At 41.2% G+C, this 16,889-nt stretch carries 11 protein-coding genes, 3 tRNA genes, 3 rRNA genes and 1 pseudogene; 14 read left to right on the forward strand and 4 right to left on the reverse strand.

The window, feature by feature from the left end; genetic code table 11:
• Positions 1–457: 457 nt before the first annotated feature.
• Together D9780_RS19600 and D9780_RS19605 are read left to right on the forward strand one after the other, a co-directional pair.
• On the forward strand, positions 458–1,132 hold the full coding sequence (locus D9780_RS19600) for a hypothetical protein (RefSeq protein ID WP_116279407.1): 675 nt from the start codon (positions 458–460) through the stop codon (positions 1,130–1,132).
• Positions 1,132–2,451: an efflux RND transporter periplasmic adaptor subunit gene (locus D9780_RS19605; RefSeq protein WP_121641236.1), complete on the forward strand. Its 1,320-nt coding sequence runs from the start codon at positions 1,132–1,134 to the stop codon at positions 2,449–2,451. The genes D9780_RS19600 and D9780_RS19605 overlap by 1 nt, the downstream gene beginning before the upstream one ends.
• 117 nt (positions 2,452–2,568) lie before the next feature.
• Here D9780_RS19605 and D9780_RS19610 read toward each other — a convergent pair.
• A pseudogene (locus tag D9780_RS19610) lies at positions 2,569–2,802 on the reverse strand (YihY/virulence factor BrkB family protein); the annotation flags it as partial.
• Positions 2,803–3,011: 209 nt separating this feature from the next.
• Here D9780_RS19610 and D9780_RS19615 point away from each other — a divergent pair.
• Together D9780_RS19615 and D9780_RS19620 are read left to right on the forward strand one after the other, a co-directional pair.
• Positions 3,012–3,464, forward strand: a complete 453-nt coding sequence (locus D9780_RS19615; protein ID WP_121641237.1) for a DUF948 domain-containing protein — start codon at positions 3,012–3,014, stop codon at positions 3,462–3,464.
• Complete coding sequence (locus tag D9780_RS19620) at positions 3,464–3,877, forward strand: DUF948 domain-containing protein (protein ID WP_121641238.1); 414 nt, start codon at positions 3,464–3,466, stop codon at positions 3,875–3,877. Before D9780_RS19615 ends, D9780_RS19620 begins: the two co-directional genes overlap by 1 nt.
• Before the next feature lie 281 nt (positions 3,878–4,158).
• Here the strand turns inward: D9780_RS19620 and D9780_RS19625 are convergent, their stop codons facing one another.
• Positions 4,159–4,599, reverse strand: a complete 441-nt coding sequence (locus D9780_RS19625; protein WP_073012069.1) for a DUF948 domain-containing protein — start codon at positions 4,597–4,599, stop codon at positions 4,159–4,161.
• A 434-nt stretch (positions 4,600–5,033) separates the two neighbouring features.
• Here D9780_RS19625 and cwlD point away from each other — a divergent pair, with 434 nt between their 5' ends.
• Together cwlD and D9780_RS19635 are read left to right on the forward strand one after the other, a co-directional pair.
• Positions 5,034–5,774 carry an N-acetylmuramoyl-L-alanine amidase CwlD gene (gene cwlD, locus D9780_RS19630; RefSeq protein WP_121641239.1) on the forward strand — a complete coding sequence of 247 codons (741 nt, stop codon included), beginning with the start codon at positions 5,034–5,036 and terminating at the stop codon, positions 5,772–5,774.
• A 128-nt stretch (positions 5,775–5,902) separates the two neighbouring features.
• Positions 5,903–6,961 carry an Mrp/NBP35 family ATP-binding protein gene (locus tag D9780_RS19635; protein WP_073012076.1) on the forward strand — a complete coding sequence of 353 codons (1,059 nt, stop codon included), beginning with the start codon at positions 5,903–5,905 and terminating at the stop codon, positions 6,959–6,961.
• 292 nt (positions 6,962–7,253) lie between these two features.
• Here D9780_RS19635 and gerD read toward each other — a convergent pair whose 3' ends face one another.
• Positions 7,254–7,892, reverse strand: coding sequence for a spore germination lipoprotein GerD (gene gerD / locus D9780_RS19640; RefSeq protein ID WP_121641240.1), 639 nt, complete (start codon positions 7,890–7,892; stop codon positions 7,254–7,256).
• Positions 7,893–8,116: 224 nt separating this feature from the next.
• On the opposite strand from gerD, the gene D9780_RS19645 reads away from it, so the two are divergent.
• A complete protein-coding gene (locus D9780_RS19645; RefSeq protein WP_073012082.1) occupies positions 8,117–8,755 on the forward strand; it encodes a KinB-signaling pathway activation protein in 639 nt (212 codons plus the stop codon).
• 234 nt (positions 8,756–8,989) lie between these two features.
• Here the strand turns inward: D9780_RS19645 and pdaB are convergent, their stop codons facing one another.
• The gene (gene pdaB, locus D9780_RS19650; protein WP_121641241.1) at positions 8,990–9,748 is read right to left on the reverse strand and encodes a polysaccharide deacetylase family sporulation protein PdaB; all 759 of its coding nucleotides are present in this window, start codon (positions 9,746–9,748) and stop codon (positions 8,990–8,992) included.
• Positions 9,749–10,744: 996 nt separating this feature from the next.
• Here pdaB and D9780_RS19655 point away from each other — a divergent pair.
• From D9780_RS19655 to D9780_RS19685, 7 genes are all read left to right on the forward strand, one after another.
• Positions 10,745–10,966 carry a hypothetical protein gene (locus tag D9780_RS19655; RefSeq protein ID WP_073012091.1) on the forward strand — a complete coding sequence of 74 codons (222 nt, stop codon included), beginning with the start codon at positions 10,745–10,747 and terminating at the stop codon, positions 10,964–10,966.
• A gap of 465 nt (positions 10,967–11,431) precedes the next feature.
• Positions 11,432–12,996, forward strand: a 16S ribosomal RNA gene (locus tag D9780_RS19660).
• 139 nt (positions 12,997–13,135) lie between these two features.
• Positions 13,136–13,212 (forward strand) — tRNA-Ile (locus D9780_RS19665).
• A 19-nt stretch (positions 13,213–13,231) separates the two neighbouring features.
• Positions 13,232–13,304 (forward strand) — tRNA-Ala (locus D9780_RS19670).
• A gap of 243 nt (positions 13,305–13,547) precedes the next feature.
• A 23S ribosomal RNA gene (locus D9780_RS19675) occupies positions 13,548–16,467 on the forward strand.
• 157 nt (positions 16,468–16,624) lie between these two features.
• A 5S ribosomal RNA gene (rrf, locus tag D9780_RS19680) occupies positions 16,625–16,740 on the forward strand.
• Together the 16S, 23S and 5S rRNA genes with 3 tRNA genes alongside form the textbook arrangement of a ribosomal RNA operon.
• Before the next feature lie 70 nt (positions 16,741–16,810).
• Positions 16,811–16,885, forward strand: a tRNA-Asn gene (locus tag D9780_RS19685).
• Positions 16,886–16,889: the final 4 nt, after the last annotated feature.

Raw genomic sequence — 16,889 nt, forward strand, 5'->3', positions numbered from 1 at the left:
AATGAAATGTGCTGTATCGTCAAAATTTGTACTAGGTCGTTTCACCAAGCCTCACTATAGAGACGTCGTTAAAATGAGAGTTGTTCTCAAGTAAGTTTTGAGGCAACTCTTTTTTAAGCCAGTTTATTGACAGAAGGATAGTCAATACATCAAGTAATTTAAAAAAGAAAAGTAATTTTCTATAGGCACATAGCCAAAAATTAACAAAAGTAATAGATTTTTATCACATTGTGCGTTAAAATTGAAGCAATATTTCTACATTTAATGCGTGATAGTTGTTAAAAAATAAGCATAATATGCAGTTTTATAGCATAAAAAGAAGTTCTTCGACGAAGGATAAGCTAATTTTTTTAACACTATAGGAAAGAAAGTATAACAATTTTGGTTTATAAAATAAGAAAACTCCACTAAATAAATTGGAGAAAAGCTACGTTTTTTTAAAGAAGGGTTGTGGAAAATGTCGTACCAGAACAATGTGTTTAAATTTTTCTTTTCGATGGAAAATCACTTTGAGCATATCAAACATGCGGAAAGAATTCGGAACTTTTGGCGTGGTCTTTCCCTGTTATTTTTTTGTAGCATTCTTATATATGGATTCATGGCATATTTAGGCTTGGGAACGGATATCCTTTCATCAAATATGATAAAGGTAACGCCGTTAGAATATGAGCAACAGAAGTTTTGGTTTATGGTGGGAAGAATGGGATATGCTGCTTTACTTGCTGGATTTATTTTATTTGTACCATCCTTACTTTATTATGCAGTTACAGGAATACCTTATCGTAAAATAGTGGTTATGCAACAAGTCGTTTTAGTTGCCATGCTAATAGAACGATTAACATGGATTCCACTTGCTGTTTGGAACGGATTAGATTGGTATCTTTCCCCATTGTCGTTAGGTATTATTGCTTCTTATATTACCGAACAGGAGTATTTGATTTATTTTTTTGGCATGATTTCGTTATTCCAAGTTTGGATAATCGGCTTTCAAGTAAAATATTTGCGGTATTTCACTGACATGAGAAAGCTTTGGTTATGGTTTATGGTGATTGGCTTGCATGTTTTTTTCTGGTCAATGGCTTCCGTGCTCGTATTTGCAGACCAATACTTACTAAATAGGTGGTTTCATTAATGTCAACGTTAAGAAGGCGATTACAATTAATTGGTGCAACTTTGTTCATCGGTGTGAATGTTTTATTAGTTTATACAGATGATGAGGAGAAGGTAGATCGTATAGCGTATGTTTCAGAGTGGACAGATGCTTCTCAAGCTAATCTGGAAAAAAAGCTACATACTACAGGAGTATTAACTTCTGCGGAGGAAAAGCCCGTGTATTTTGACTCGTCGACAGGCAGTTTTGAGGCTTTTAAAGTAAATGAAGGAGATGTGGTGAAGGCTGGTGATGCGCTATTCACCTATAAAGTTGACCACTATCAAACAGCTCTGGCAAAGTTGCTTGAGGAAAAAGTGCAATTGGAGGAAGAAGTAGCTGCTATTGAAAAAGCCATCTCGCAAATGTCCTCGTTGCAAATACCGGATATGGATACGGAGAGTGCGGGATTAGAATGGACGGAAGAAGAGTTGACGATTACAATTCCGCAAGACCCTGTTCAAGCTAAATTAATGAAGCAACAATTTTTATTGGAAAAAGAAACAGAAGTAGCCGAGAAGCAAATCACTTTAAAAAGTTTGGATAGTCAAATAACAGAACTGCAAGAAACTGGGGACACTATTACCGTCGATAGCCCGTATGAAGGAATCATAACGCAACTTTCAAAACAACTAACAGATCCCATTATTACAATTTCTAGTACACAGCTTCATGTAGAAGGCGAATTGACAGAATCAGAAAGAGTAGATGTGAAAACAGATCTTTCTGCAAACCTAGAGGTAACAGAGTTAAAAGAATCTCTAACAGGAACCGTCGCCAAGGTGGGAGAGATGCCCAAGGAAAAAGCTACTGCAACAACATCCAGCCTCTATCCGATTATCATTAAATTAAACGAGTTCAATGAGGAACAAGGGGAGGCGGTAGAAAATGGTGACGAGCGGAAAGGTGGGCAATCAGAAGGCAATCCATCCCTTCACCGTCATACAGAACAAAATCTGTTAGCAGGGTACCATGTGGATATAGATATTATAACGGAGACTTCAGAAGGAGCTACTGTATTGAAAGAAGATGCCATTATTCAACAACACGTGTGGAAAATGACAGAACTGGGTACTCTATTACGTCAAAAAATAAGTACTGGATTAAAAGAAGACGCCCGTGTGGAAATAACCTCTGATTTACAAGTAGGAGATAAAGTCGCTTTGCAACCAGAAAAGCCATTTCGCTCAAACGCATCGTTTATAACGCCTTTAAAATGGGAGGCTGGCCTTAAACCTACTGTTTCGCCCAAAGGTACGAATTGGTTGGAATTTTTCATGTCGGGGATAATAAATAGATAGAGCTAGTTAGCATGAACAAAAGGACTAGCTCTTGCTATGTAACAGTTTTCATGTGGTTAGGAAAAGTTTTGTCTTAGGATACTTGTTGTTCGTTTTCCATCCCTTTAGATTTTTTTGTTATATTAGAACGTTAATAATGGCACCACTCAAAAAAATCATGCCTGTTAAGTAAAACCAGATGAGTAAAATAATAATACCGTCAAGACTACCATAAGTTGCAGAGTAGTTACTAAAATTGCTAATATAGAAAGAGAATCCGAATGATATCAGTTGCCAAAGAACACTAGCTGTTATTGCTCCAGGTAGAATATGTTTTAAAGGGAGGCGCTTATTCGGAGCAAAATGGTATAATTTCTCCTTTATCTTTCAGTACCCTTTATTAACGTTAACTAATTTAGCTTTCTAACAAGATATGAAAGTAATCCACTAATGAAGGAAAACTACGACATGAAGAAATAGGGACAAGTCCGATTCTTCAATTGTTGACAGCATAAAAACATATTGTGTTTCAATCTATATTGCTAGTGGTATAATCCATTATAAGAAAGGGGGATTCGTGCGTGTTAGACGTGTTATATTTTACATTATTAATGATAGCTGTGGCATTTGCATTGACAGTCGTTTTTATTGTTATTGTGTTACATCGTTTTACGAAGTTATTAAAGACGACCGGGAGTACATTAGGACAAGTTGAAATAGATATGCAACAAACTATTCCAGAACTACATCATACATTAAAGCAAACACATGTAACAGTGGATGACATAGGGGAAAAATTGCAAGCGACAGATTCATTATTTACGACGGCTGATAATGTCGGGCGCTCCGTCCAAAATATGAATCAAACCGTGCAAAAAACAAAACCAATATGGAAAAAAGATCGGTTAGAAGAAGATATTGAACCTTATGTGGAAGGGATACGTTGGACAGCTGTAGCTTCTTATTTATATAAGCAATGGAAAGAAGAATATACGTCGAGAGGGTCTGACGATCAAACTAGAAAAGAGGGATAATGATGTTACTAGAGATAGGTGTCTTATTAATCGGTATTGCGTTTTTTATCGTAGCTATATTTGTATCTTATGCATTAAATAATTTAGCAGGCGTTCTTCGTGGCGTGGAAAAAACAGTTGAACAAGTACCTGAGCAGATGAATGCCATGGTAACAGAAACAACCGGATTGATTAAAGAAAGCAATTATACCTTAGAGGATATTAATGATAAGATGAAGCAGCTTAGTCCTTTATTTTATGTAGTGGGAGATGTGGGGAACGTGACGCGCAAATTTTCCGCTTCTCTTGTCAAAGTTACAGAATCTGTCAATGAAAAATCTGAGAATACCACAGATGAGGTGCAATCTAAAGGTTTATCCAGTTCGTTTGGAAAGGTGTATTCTTGGATAAAAAATCGTAAGCAACAAAAGTAATAAAAATAAGAACAGCAGTTGATGCAATATGGACATATATAAGCAAATAAACAGAGCAGAAGGGCAACGGAATGAGTGCACATCAAAAACTCATGGCAGTTGTCTTTTTTGTGCTATAGAAAAGCTTGAGATTTATTTGGTTTATAGTATACGCAAAACGACGGTGTTTTTCGCCAAAAAAATTTGTCAATAAGTCAAGAAAAGACAATCATTTTGTTCTAAGTAAATGATTGTCTATAAAGATTTGCGCTATAGCTAAGTTTCTCTAAGAAAGGGTAATGCTATTTCGAATTGTTGCTAGCTTGCTGTGGTTTACTTTGCTTTATCGCATAATAAGTTAACGTAGCAAGGCCGTAAATACCTTCTAAATGATGCTTCTTTGTAAAGTCGTTTCCTTCTGTTGATGAACCTTGTACTTTCATGATAGCATCGACTACTGTTGATGAAGCAGCCTTAGCAGCTCTTGAAGCATCCCCAACTAGATGGAAAATAGGTGTTAGCTCCTTCGCTTGTTGATTCAGTTCATGAAGTGTCTCATGTCCAGTGCTTATCGTGTCGGTAGCTTGGTTTGTAATTTCTTCTACTTGTTCTGGTAATTTATCTGTTGTTGTCTGTAGGCTACGAAGCACACCTGCTAAGTGGAATAAGGGTTTCATTAATAGAATTGCGAGGATTAAGAAAGCAATCCCTAAGATAGTAACTCCAAGTCCTAACCAATCCATATGACTCTCTCCTTTCTTCTATTTCTCTCAGATAAAAGCTGTTGTGGGCTCTTGCCGAAAATTGGAATCCCGAGCTGGACAAGTTAAGTAAGTGGGAGATCACAGCATGTCAATCGGTATTTCTTTCCCTTAACAGTCAGTAGAAAGAAAATCGCCACTCATTGATATTTCGCTTTATGTATTTCTTTAATATACCACGAAAGATCGAATTGTAAACGAGCCCTAGATAATATTTCTAGTCATAGACATAAATGCAAGGCATGTCTCATAGATTAGAATAACATAAATTATTTACTAATAAAGATTGAAAAGCATGGACAAAGTATCTTTTCCTTTGTGCTCTGTTTTAGAACTATAGGGAGACTTAGTAGAGTCTGTTCTTCTTTTGGATGGGAGTTGAAGGAGCTGCATAATGAAAAAAAGGGGGGAAGTATTTGAAGCGGAGGTATCAAATCGTATTATGGCTGGTGGGTGTATTTATATTAGGTTATCTTATTCAACTACCAATTAAAAATCAGCTATCACTTAATGTAGGATCTTCTTTTTCCTTACCCTTATCTGGAAAGACGATTGTAATTGATCCAGGACATGGAGGGCCTGATGGCGGAGCTGTTGGTAAGGATGATACACAGGAAAAGGATATTTCGCTAGAAGTCTCTAAGAAGTTGCAAAAGTATTTACAGCAAGTGGGAGCAATCGTGTATTTAACGCGAGAAACAGATAGGGATCTTGCTTCTGAGAATGTAAAAGGGTTATCGAAACGAAAATCAGAGGATATTCGAAATCGATTGTCGTTCATCAATGAACAAGAAGCAGATTTATTTATTTCTTTGCACTTAAATGCACTACCTTCAACCAAATGGAGAGGGGCGCAGACATTTTATAACCCCCAAAAGGTTGAAAATAAGCATTTGGCAGAAATGATTCAGGCAGAGTTTATTCGTAATTTAGAAAATACCAATCGTGCAGCTCTAGCCATTAACAATGTCTATTTACTAAAGTACGCAGAGACGCCTGGTGCACTTGTAGAAATAGGCTTTTTATCTAACGTTGAAGAGCGAGAATTATTAAAAGATACGGATTACCAACAGAAAGTAGCTGCGAGCATTTATAAAGGAATTTTGCGGTATGCTACGGAGGAAATAAAGGCAGAGGAAGGGGAGGATGAACTTTAATTACAAATAAGAGTCACCACTTTTTCGTACATACGGGCTTGTTTTAATTCAACAAGCCCATGAACTGAAGGATCGTCTGTTTTATGTTATACTGTCGATGTATGCATTTACAAAGGGATGGTGATTCAATGTTAACAAAGGAAGAAGTAATTCAACTGCTTAACTCTGTAAAAGATCCTTTTTTACATATATCGCTAGAAGAAACGGAAGGCGTAAAGGAAGTAAATATTAAAGAAGAAAAGAAACATGTAAGTGTAAAAGTCGCTATCGCAAAAACAAACACTGCTGAACAGATGCAACTGCAACAAGAAATTGTTGGGATTTTGAAGAAAAACGGAGCGACAACGGTTGGTTTACGATTTGAACAATTACCAGATGATGTGATTAAGAAATACCAACCTGCCGTTGAAAAGGAGCAAGAAGCTGCATTAATGGGTGGTAACAGCGGCACGAAATTTATCGCTGTTTCCAGTGGAAAAGGCGGTGTTGGTAAATCGACGGTAACGGTTAATTTAGCGATGTCGCTCATGCGTTTAGGGAAAAAAGTAGGCATTATTGATGCCGATATTTATGGTTTTAGTGTTCCCGATATGATGGGCGTGGAGGAACGTCCAAAGGTTCGTGCTGAAAAAATTATTCCAGTGGAACGTTTTGGTGTAAAAGTTATTTCTATGGGATTTTTTGTAGAAGATAATTCACCAATTATTTGGCGTGGGCCGATGCTTGGAAAAATGTTAAATAGCTTCTTTAAGGAAGTGGAGTGGGGAGATCTCGATTATTTATTGCTTGATTTACCACCTGGAACGGGCGATATCGCAATGGACGTCCATGAATTACTCCCATCTTGTAAGGAAGTCGTCGTGACTACACCTCACCCTACAGCAGCATTTGTAGCCGCTCGTGCTGGCCAGATGGCGTTAAAAACGGAGCATGAAATTCTAGGTGTCATTGAGAATATGGCTTATTTTGAAAGTCAACTTACAGGCGAGAAAGAGTACGTGTTTGGACAAGGTGGTGGCAAGAAGTTGGCAGAAGTGTTAAAAACAAAAGTACTTGGCCAGTTGCCGTTGCAGCAGCCTTATGAAGAAGAGGACGTATTTGCTCCATCTATTTATCAGCAAGATCATCCAATTGGACAAGCTTATCATAAGATCGCTGCTAAAATAGTGGCGCAATTAGAAGCGTGACAATTACATGACGTCTCGGGAATAGCGTGAGTGCCCCTGAGACGTCTTTTTGCACTAATAAAGCTTTAAAGGCTGATAGTATAAGAAAAACGACAGCGTCTTTCAGCTAGAAAAATCTCACAATAAGTCAAGTTTTTCTAATACGGTTTGCTATTCGAGTTGTATTGGGCCATAAAAGGGGATACGTAATAGAAAAGTCGCAGACATCAAAACGTGGCTTTAAAGTTTACGCTTATACCTGTTATGACCGTGTGTCAATGTTCGTGGTAGAAGGAGGATAGTGTTAGCCGTGTCAGCCACCACCATCTGATTCAGCTGTACCTCCATCGCTACCGCCTTCACCTTCTTCGTCTTTACTCTCTTCCTTTAATTGCTTTCCTTGCTTCTCAGCTGCTTTTAATAATGTCTCTTGCATTTTTTCTTGGAAAAGCGGTGTTTCTAGCGTTTGTTGAATCGTTTCTTCAAGATGCTCTCGAAATTGTTGGCTTTTTACTACTTGAAGCATTTGGTCTGTCATTTCTGGGTTTTGTAATAATTCAAGCATCTGTTTTTGGTAATCTGCATCATTCATTAGCCGCTTCATAAGCTTCATATGTTCTTCTTGCATTGATTTTGTATATTCTTTTACAAAGTCGGTATCTTGAAATAAGATCGTCCACATCTGTTTTCCTTTTTCTGATACGAGTGCCTCATTAATTGATTTTTTAACAACGTCAGAGTCCAGAACTAGCTCCTGTTTCAACTTTTCATCGGTCATTAATTCACGAATTGCCTTTTTACCCTCTTCCGTTTGTAATATATCAACAACCATTTTCTTTGTTGTATCATAATCTCCTTCTTTGTCCGAGGTATTTCCATCGGTACAGCCACTAATAACTATGAAAGAAACAATGGCAACGATGCCAAGGATTTTGAATCGATTAGTTTTCAATTGGAAATCCTCCTTTCTTCTCTGTTTTAATGTGTGTGAATACCATGAAAAATATTCGTTTCGTAAGGAAAAACCGGTTACTTCATGGTAGAATACGGGAGGAGGGTTTTGTTGTAGATAAAGTGCTTCGTTCTCCATAAGGGGAGATGATGTATATCTATAAAAACTTTGCGTGACGGTGAAAAATATAGACAGAAACGTTACATATATAGGGGGATGGGACGTTGAACACGAGAAAATTAGTCAATTTCTTTTTTAAAACATTGCTAATAGGTGGTTTAGCAGGGCTTATTACAAGCTTTTTTGTAAAAGCAGAAGACTACGCAGCTATTCTTAATCCAATGAATTGGATGGAGTTATTAGGGCTACTTATCTTTTTTATAGGGTTAGGCCTTGTATTTAGTGTAGTTAGTCAGACTGGTTTTTTTGCATACTTGTTTATTAATCGCTTTGGGCTAGGATTATTTCGTTCTTTTTGGCCAACCGTACAAGTACTTCTCATTGCATTTGTATTGTTTGATTTGATTTATTTTCCATATCAAGCTACAAAAGGGGAGGTGGCTATCTATTGGTATATGCTTATGGCTTTAGCTATATTAGTCTATGGCTGGATTGTTGCGACGATTAAAGCAAAGGAAACGAATAAGCAAGCATTTATTCCTGCTTTATTTCTAATGGTAGTGATAACAACGGTCGAATGGGTGCCAGGATTGCGGACGGAAGGTACGGATTATGCTTGGTTAATGATCATTCCGTTGTTAGCTTGTAACACATATCAATTGCTGGTACTTCATCGCATTAATCCGAGTAAGCCTCAAAAGCAGGATGTATCTAAAACAACTACGAAAAAAAAGAAGGCATAACTCGCTTTGGGCGAGATACAAGCTAGGATGCAATTTCGTAATATCCGTGTTGTAGGTGTCTACTTGTGCAAAAAACAGTGAAACAAAATAAAAATGCGCCGATCATTTTGTCGACGCATTTTTAATTTTTTACACTTTAGGAAGATATTACATTTTTAAGGTTTCATAAGTATAAGCAAAACTTATTTCTAATAAAAATAGCCAGAATGCTAGCCCAAATTCTTGAATTGGTAATTAGTCAACGAATTCAGTGCTAGCGTGTGCTTGATTTATTAGTTCAGTCATAGAAACAAACGAAAACCCTTTGTTTTTCAAGCCAGGTAGAATAGTTTCTAGCGCTTTCGCTGTATGTTTGACAGAATCAGAAGCATGTAGCAAAACAATATCTCCATTAGTGGTTTGTTTCATGATATCATCTACAATTGTATCTGAGCCAGGGTTTTTCCAATCGTTTGGATTCACGTTCCAGTGAATGACGTTATATCCCATATTCTCAGCTGTTTCAATAATTTCTTTATTAAAATGACCGTTAGGGGGCCGTAATAAACGTACATCTTCATACCCTAATTTACCAAAAACTTCTTGGGCTTTTTGCAAATCTTTTTTTACCGTGTCCAAGTCTCTATCCAAATAACTTTTATAGCGATAACCAAGCATTCCTAATTCATGTTTGTTTTCCGTGATTTTTTCAACAATAGACGGATGTCTTTCTGCCCACTCTCCACTTATAAAAAAAGTTGCTTGTACACCTTCTTCTTTTAGTTCTTTTAGAATATCATGAACGCGTTCTTCTCCCCAGCTAATATTAAAGGTTAGGGCAATATTATTTTCGTTTGCGTTTCCTTTTGACATAGCTGAAGGTTCCTTGTTGGAGAAAACCGTAAATTCCCCGTTCCACTCTAACCATAAAAATGTTGCTGTAAATAGAGCAAAAACAGCTACAGTTAACCACCGCTTCCACTTATTGAAACGCCATACATAAAAATGTTCCACAATCTTTCCTCCCTCTTAGCATTTTATTTTGCAGAATTGCGAAATAACACGCATAGCCCATTTATGGTTTATTTCCACTTTTGCTCCGCCACAAGTAAGGAATGTTCCAATTCCACAATACATGTGGTCTGTATTCGTGCTTGGCTCTGATGAAAATCGACGATAAGCCATTTGGCATTACAAGAAAGTAAACAGGTGAATGAATCTGCGTCATGGCGTTTCAGCATTTGCAAAAGTATGATGGCTTGTCCACGTAAAATGAAAAGGACGATGCAGGTTATATGTTATAAAAGAACATTACTAAAAGGTATGTAGTCATACGAGATTTAAGAACTCATTTATTTCAACTATGCAATAGTATAGAAATGAAAAGCCTATAATATTACGAGAGAAAATTTCATAAAGACTTGGCGATTAGCCACGTCTTTTAATAGAAAATACCTCAATACGTTTTTGTAGAAGTAGCTCCACTAAATGAGATTTATTTTAAGATTCGTAAGATATGCTAACTAATTTCAGGCATGATTTATTTTTGAAATAGGATAAATAGATACTTGCGTGAAAACTATTGTTAAAGGAACGCTATAACATAAGAAAATTATTTTCTTACTAGAGACTAGTTACTAAGTTACATCATAATGGTTGTATAAAGGTTTATATTCATTAAGAATCGAACCTTGTGTAACGAATCAACTTTATTGTTGAATGTACCTAGTTAATTAAGTGAGTCTTCAACAAGTGGGAGGCTTTTCATTCACTTAAGTCTCTTATGAAATAGGGTATTTAAAGCTTTTAGCCATCAGGATTATCCAGCATGTATCTTTCAAATCAGCAACTCTGTTCAAATAAATTAGTAAAATAATGATTAAAAACCGACATAATTCGAGATAGTTTGCGAATAATTTTATATACCTGTTTGTATGTTTTTAAAGGAGTAGGAAAGACTGAAAAACAGAAAATAACTAGAATTATAATAACGATGAAGGCGGTGCAAACATGTTAGGATTACTAATTAATAACATAGAGCAAAGGGAACTGGAATATTTAATCAGACGAGAGTTGGAAGAGCTATTAATGGATTTAGAGGATTCTCGAATAGATAAAATAGTAAAAGACTCTATGCGTGAAAGATACCAAATGTTATTTCAGTTATTTCGCAGAGTAGCTAATGAAAAAGAGTGTTTGAAATACATGCCAAAAAAAACTTTAAATAATTAATAAGCGTTAAATTCAGTAGCTTTCTTTTCTACTAGATCTCTAATCGGCAGTGAAGAGAGGATATTATCATTATAGTAATGTATGGACGAGTGAGGCACTGTATGAGGTATAAGAAGGGTACACTGTGTAAGAATTAGGGGAAGTTTGTATATGTTAAAACAAAAAAATAGTTTTCCCTATTGCTAATTTAAAATATATATGCTATAGTAAATTCTGTTGTCATTAAACGACAAATCAACAGAGAAAACGAGAAAAATATTTTCAAAAAAACTGTTGACAATCACTTGAAAACATGATAAATTATATCTTGTCGCAAAAAACGACAGATAAAAAATCGCTCTTTGAAAACTGAACAAAACAACCAGTATGTCAAGGAAAAACAAACCCTGTTTTTTCTTAAGGAATAAACTGAGAGAAATCTCAGCAGCTAAGAATGATGAAGAACGGTGTTCATCATCACAAACTTTTATGGAGAGTTTGATCTTGGCTCAGGACGAACGCTGGCGGCGTGCCTAATACATGCAAGTCGAGCGCGGGAAGCAAGCAGATCTCCTTCGGGAGTGACGCTTGTGGAACGAGCGGCGGACGGGTGAGTAACACGTGGGCAACCTACCTGTAAGACTGGGATAACTCCGGGAAACCGGGGCTAATACCGGATGAAACAAAGCGTCGCATGACGCAATGTTAAAAGGCGGCATATGCTGTCACTTACAGATGGGCCCGCGGCGCATTAGCTAGTTGGTGAGGTAAAGGCTCACCAAGGCAACGATGCGTAGCCGACCTGAGAGGGTGATCGGCCACACTGGGACTGAGACACGGCCCAGACTCCTACGGGAGGCAGCAGTAGGGAATCTTCCGCAATGGACGAAAGTCTGACGGAGCAACGCCGCGTGAGTGATGAAGGTTTTCGGATCGTAAAACTCTGTTGTTAGGGAAGAACAAGTGCCATTCAAATAGGTTGGCACCTTGACGGTACCTAACCAGAAAGCCCCGGCTAACTACGTGCCAGCAGCCGCGGTAATACGTAGGGGGCAAGCGTTGTCCGGAATTATTGGGCGTAAAGCGCGCGCAGGCGGTCCTTTAAGTCTGATGTGAAAGCCCACGGCTTAACCGTGGAGGGCCATTGGAAACTGGAGGACTTGAGTACAGAAGAGGAGAGTGGAATTCCACGTGTAGCGGTGAAATGCGTAGAGATGTGGAGGAACACCAGTGGCGAAGGCGACTCTCTGGTCTGTAACTGACGCTGAGGTGCGAAAGCGTGGGTAGCGAACAGGATTAGATACCCTGGTAGTCCACGCCGTAAACGATGAGTGCTAGGTGTTAGGGGGTTTCCGCCCCTTAGTGCTGAAGTTAACGCATTAAGCACTCCGCCTGGGGAGTACGGCCGCAAGGCTGAAACTCAAAAGAATTGACGGGGACCCGCACAAGCGGTGGAGCATGTGGTTTAATTCGAAGCAACGCGAAGAACCTTACCAGGTCTTGACATCCTCTGACACCCCTAGAGATAGGGCATTCCCTTCGGGGACAGAGTGACAGGTGGTGCATGGTTGTCGTCAGCTCGTGTCGTGAGATGTTGGGTTAAGTCCCGCAACGAGCGCAACCCTTGATCTTAGTTGCCAGCATTTAGTTGGGCACTCTAAGGTGACTGCCGGTGACAAACCGGAGGAAGGTGGGGATGACGTCAAATCATCATGCCCCTTATGACCTGGGCTACACACGTGCTACAATGGATGGAACAAAGGGCAGCGAAGCCGCGAGGCCAAGCAAATCCCATAAAACCATTCTCAGTTCGGATTGCAGGCTGCAACTCGCCTGCATGAAGCCGGAATCGCTAGTAATCGCGGATCAGCATGCCGCGGTGAATACGTTCCCGGGTCTTGTACACACCGCCCGTCACACCACGAGAGTTGGTAACACCCGAAGTCGGTGAGGTAACCTTTTGGAGCCAGCCGCCGAAGGTGGGACCAATGATTGGGGTGAAGTCGTAACAAGGTAGCCGTATCGGAAGGTGCGGCTGGATCACCTCCTTTCTAAGGAATTATAGAAGGTTGAAATGTTATGTTAGTAACGTTTGAGCTGGATTATACGGAAGACATGCTTGGTTGTTTGGTTCAGTTTTGAGAGAGTGATGGAATAGTATTGTATCATTCTATATTATAGTTAGAGGATGGGCCTGTAGCTCAGCTGGTTAGAGCGCACGCCTGATAAGCGTGAGGTCGGTGGTTCAAGTCCACTCAGGCCCACCATCTGAATAATTAAGTATACGGGGCCTTAGCTCAGCTGGGAGAGCGCCTGCCTTGCACGCAGGAGGTCAGCGGTTCGATCCCGCTAGGCTCCATTTTTGTACCTTGAAAACTAAATAAGAGTAACAACGACATCAAACCAAAAGCGGAAGCGAATGTTTAGCGATGTACAGACTGGACTGACTCGTAGGAGATAAAGGAAACACGATGAACGTAAGTGAATCGATGTTGACTTATCGTACGAAGAGGAAGGAAGTCATGCTAATCGCTATGAGCTGAAGCTAGAAAACCAAAAGCTGAAAAGCAATATGCTTATTCATAGATAAAATTGTAAGATTAGTTAAGTGAATAAGGGCGCACGGTGGATGCCTTGGCACTAGGAGCCGAAGAAGGACGGGACTAACACCGATATGTCCTGGGGAGTCGTAAGTAGACATCGATCCAGGAATTTCCGAATGGGGGAACCCGCTGCTCGTAATGGAGCAGTACTTCTATCTGAATTCATAGGGTAGAAGAGGCATACCCGGGGAACTGAAACATCTCAGTACCCGGAGGAAGAGAAAGCAAACGCGATTTCCCAAGTAGCGGCGAGCGAAACGGAATTAGCCCAAACCAGAAGGCTTGCCTTCTGGGGTTGTAGGACACTCCATTGGAGTTATCAAGAGAATCTTTAGATGAAGCGATCTGGAAAGGTCGGCCAAAGAAGGTAACAGCCCTGTAATCGAAAAAGAATCTCCTCCGGAGTGGATCCTGAGTACGGCGGAACACGAGGAATTCCGTCGGAATCCGGGAGGACCATCTCCCAAGGCTAAATACTCCCTAGTGACCGATAGTGAACCAGTACCGTGAGGGAAAGGTGAAAAGCACCCCGGAAGGGGAGTGAAATAGAACCTGAAACCGTGTGCCTACAAGTAGTCGAAGCCCGTTAATGGGTAACGGCGTACCTTTTGTAGAATGGACCGGCGAGTTACGATCGTATGCAAGGTTAAGTGGAAGACACGGAGCCGTAGCGAAAGCGAGTCTGAATAGGGCGAATATAGTATGCGGTCGTAGACCCGAAACCGTGTGATCTACCCATGTCCAGGGTGAAGGTCAGGTAACACTGACTGGAGGCCCGAACCCACGTATGTTGAAAAATGCGGGGATGAGGTGTGGGTAGGGGTGAAATGCCAATCGAACACGGAGATAGCTGGTTCTCTCCGAAATAGCTTTAGGGCTAGCCTCAAGGAAAGAGTACTGGAGGTAGAGCACTGATTGAACTAGGGGCCCTCATCGGGTTACCGAATTCAGTCAAACTCCGAATGCCAGCTACTTATCCTTGGGAGTCAGACTATGGGTGATAAGGTTCATAGTCGAAAGGGAAACAGCCCAGACCGCCAGCTAAGGTCCCAAAGTATACGTTAAGTGGAAAAGGATGTGGAGTTGCCCAGACAACCAGGATGTTGGCTTAGAAGCAGCCACCATTTAAAGAGTGCGTAATAGCTCACTGGTCGAGTGACTCTGCGCCGAAAATGTACCGGGGCTAAACGTATCACCGAAGCTGCGGATTGTTCTTACGAACAATGGTAGGAGAGCGTTCTAAGTGCTGTGAAGTCAGATCGTGAGGACTGGTGGAGCGCTTAGAAGTGAGAATGCCGGTATGAGTAGCGAAAAAAGAGTGAGAATCTCTTTCACCGAATGCCTAAGGTTTCCTGAGGAAGGCTCGTCCTCTCAGGGTTAGTCGGGACCTAAGCCGAGGCCGAAAGGCGTAGGCGATGGACAACAGGTAGATATTCCTGTACCACCTCATGAACGTTTGAACGATGGGGGGACGCAGTAGGATAAGGAATGCGCACCGATGGACGTGTGCGCCCAAGCAGTGAGAAAGTCGGATAGGCAAATCCGTTCGACAATTTCAAGCTGTGATGGGGAGGGAAATAGAGTACCGAAGTTCCGGATTTCACACTGCCAAGAAAAGCCTCTAGTGAGTTCATAGGTGCCCGTACCGCAAACCGACACAGGTAGGCGAGGAGAGAATCCTAAGGTGAGCGGGAGAACTCTCGTTAAGGAACTCGGCAAAATGACCCCGTAACTTCGGGAGAAGGGGTGCTCCTTTAAGGAGGAGCCGCAGTGAATAGGCCCAAGCGACTGTTTAGCAAAAACACAGGTCTCTGCGAAGCCGAAAGGCGAAGTATAGGGGCTGACACCTGCCCGGTGCTGGAAGGTTAAGGGGAAGCGTTAGCACTTCGGTGCGAAGCGTAGAACCGAAGCCCCAGTAAACGGCGGCCGTAACTATAACGGTCCTAAGGTAGCGAAATTCCTTGTCGGGTAAGTTCCGACCCGCACGAAAGGTGCAACGACTTGGGCACTGTCTCAACGAGAGACCCGGTGAAATTATACTATGCGTGAAGATGCGCATTACCCGCGACAGGACGGAAAGACCCCGTGGAGCTTTACTGTAGCCTGATATTGAATGTTGGTACAGCTTGTACAGGATAGGTGGGAGCCATCGAAGCGTGAGCGCTAGCTTACGTGGAGGCAACCGTGGGATACCACCCTGGCTGTACGAACCTTCTAACCCAGGGCCGTAATCCGGTCCGGAGACAGTGTCAGGCGGGCAGTTTGACTGGGGCGGTCGCCTCCCAAAAGGTAACGGAGGCGCCCAAAGGTTCCCTCAGAATGGTTGGAAATCATTCGCAGAGTGTAAAGGCAGAAGGGAGCTTGACTGCGAGACCTACAAGTCGAGCAGGGACGAAAGTCGGGCTTAGTGATCCGGTGGTTCCGCATGGAAGGGCCATCGCTCAACGGATAAAAGCTACCCCGGGGATAACAGGCTTATCTCCCCCAAGAGTTCACATCGACGGGGAGGTTTGGCACCTCGATGTCGGCTCATCGCATCCTGGGGCTGTAGTCGGTCCCAAGGGTTGGGCTGTTCGCCCATTAAAGCGGTACGCGAGCTGGGTTCAGAACGTCGTGAGACAGTTCGGTCCCTATCCGTCGTGGGCGCAGGAGGTTTGAGAGGAGCTGTCCTTAGTACGAGAGGACCGGGATGGACACACCGCTGGTGTACCAGTTGTTCCGCCAGGAGCATAGCTGGGTAGCTACGTGTGGCAGGGATAAGTGCTGAAAGCATCTAAGCATGAAGCCCCCCTCAAGATGAGACTTCCCATCACTATAAGTGAGTAAGATCCCTCAGAGATGATGAGGTTGATAGGTTCGAGGTGGAAGCGTGGTGACACGTGGAGCTGACGAATACTAATAGATCGAGGACTTAACTAACCTTTTTGGTAGATGTACGTTGAATGATCTCTTATTTAGTTTTCAAGGTAACAAGGAAAAAATGACTTTTTTCAACAAAGATCTTGATTTTTTCATAAAAACGATTATAATAAGATTTGTGCCTCTTTGAAGCACAACATAACAGATAGCAACTTTGCCTGGTAGTAATGGCGGAGAGGTCACACCTGTTCCCATGCCGAACACAGTAGTTAAGCTCTCCAGCGCCGATGGTAGTTGGGACTTTGTCCCTGCAAGAGTAGGACGCCGCCAGGCTTTTTACTATACATATTTTTGTGTTTGTTTTTTCATTGTGTGGTATAATAAAGCATGATTTTTTCATTATTCCACAGTAGCTCAGTGGTAGAGCAATCGGCTGTTAACCGATCGGTCGTAGGTTCGAATCCTACCTGTGGAGCCATTTA

It is taken from the genome of Virgibacillus sp. Bac330 (assembly GCF_003667845.1).
Taxonomy (GTDB): domain Bacteria; phylum Bacillota; class Bacilli; order Bacillales; family Amphibacillaceae; genus Virgibacillus; species Virgibacillus chiguensis.

Excerpts from the sequence above, each read along its gene's own strand:
- D9780_RS19605 (WP_121641236.1), top strand. The coding sequence starts at position 1,132 with ATGTCAACGTTAAGAAGGCGATTACAATTAATTGGTGCAACTTTGTTC.
- D9780_RS19655 (WP_073012091.1), top strand. The coding sequence starts at position 10,745 with ATGTTAGGATTACTAATTAATAACATAGAGCAAAGGGAACTGGAATAT.
- D9780_RS19620 (WP_121641238.1), top strand. The coding sequence starts at position 3,464 with ATGATGTTACTAGAGATAGGTGTCTTATTAATCGGTATTGCGTTTTTT.
- D9780_RS19635 (WP_073012076.1), top strand. The coding sequence starts at position 5,903 with ATGTTAACAAAGGAAGAAGTAATTCAACTGCTTAACTCTGTAAAAGAT.
- D9780_RS19625 (WP_073012069.1), bottom strand. The coding sequence starts at position 4,599 with ATGGATTGGTTAGGACTTGGAGTTACTATCTTAGGGATTGCTTTCTTA.
- D9780_RS19600 (WP_116279407.1), top strand. The coding sequence starts at position 458 with ATGTCGTACCAGAACAATGTGTTTAAATTTTTCTTTTCGATGGAAAAT.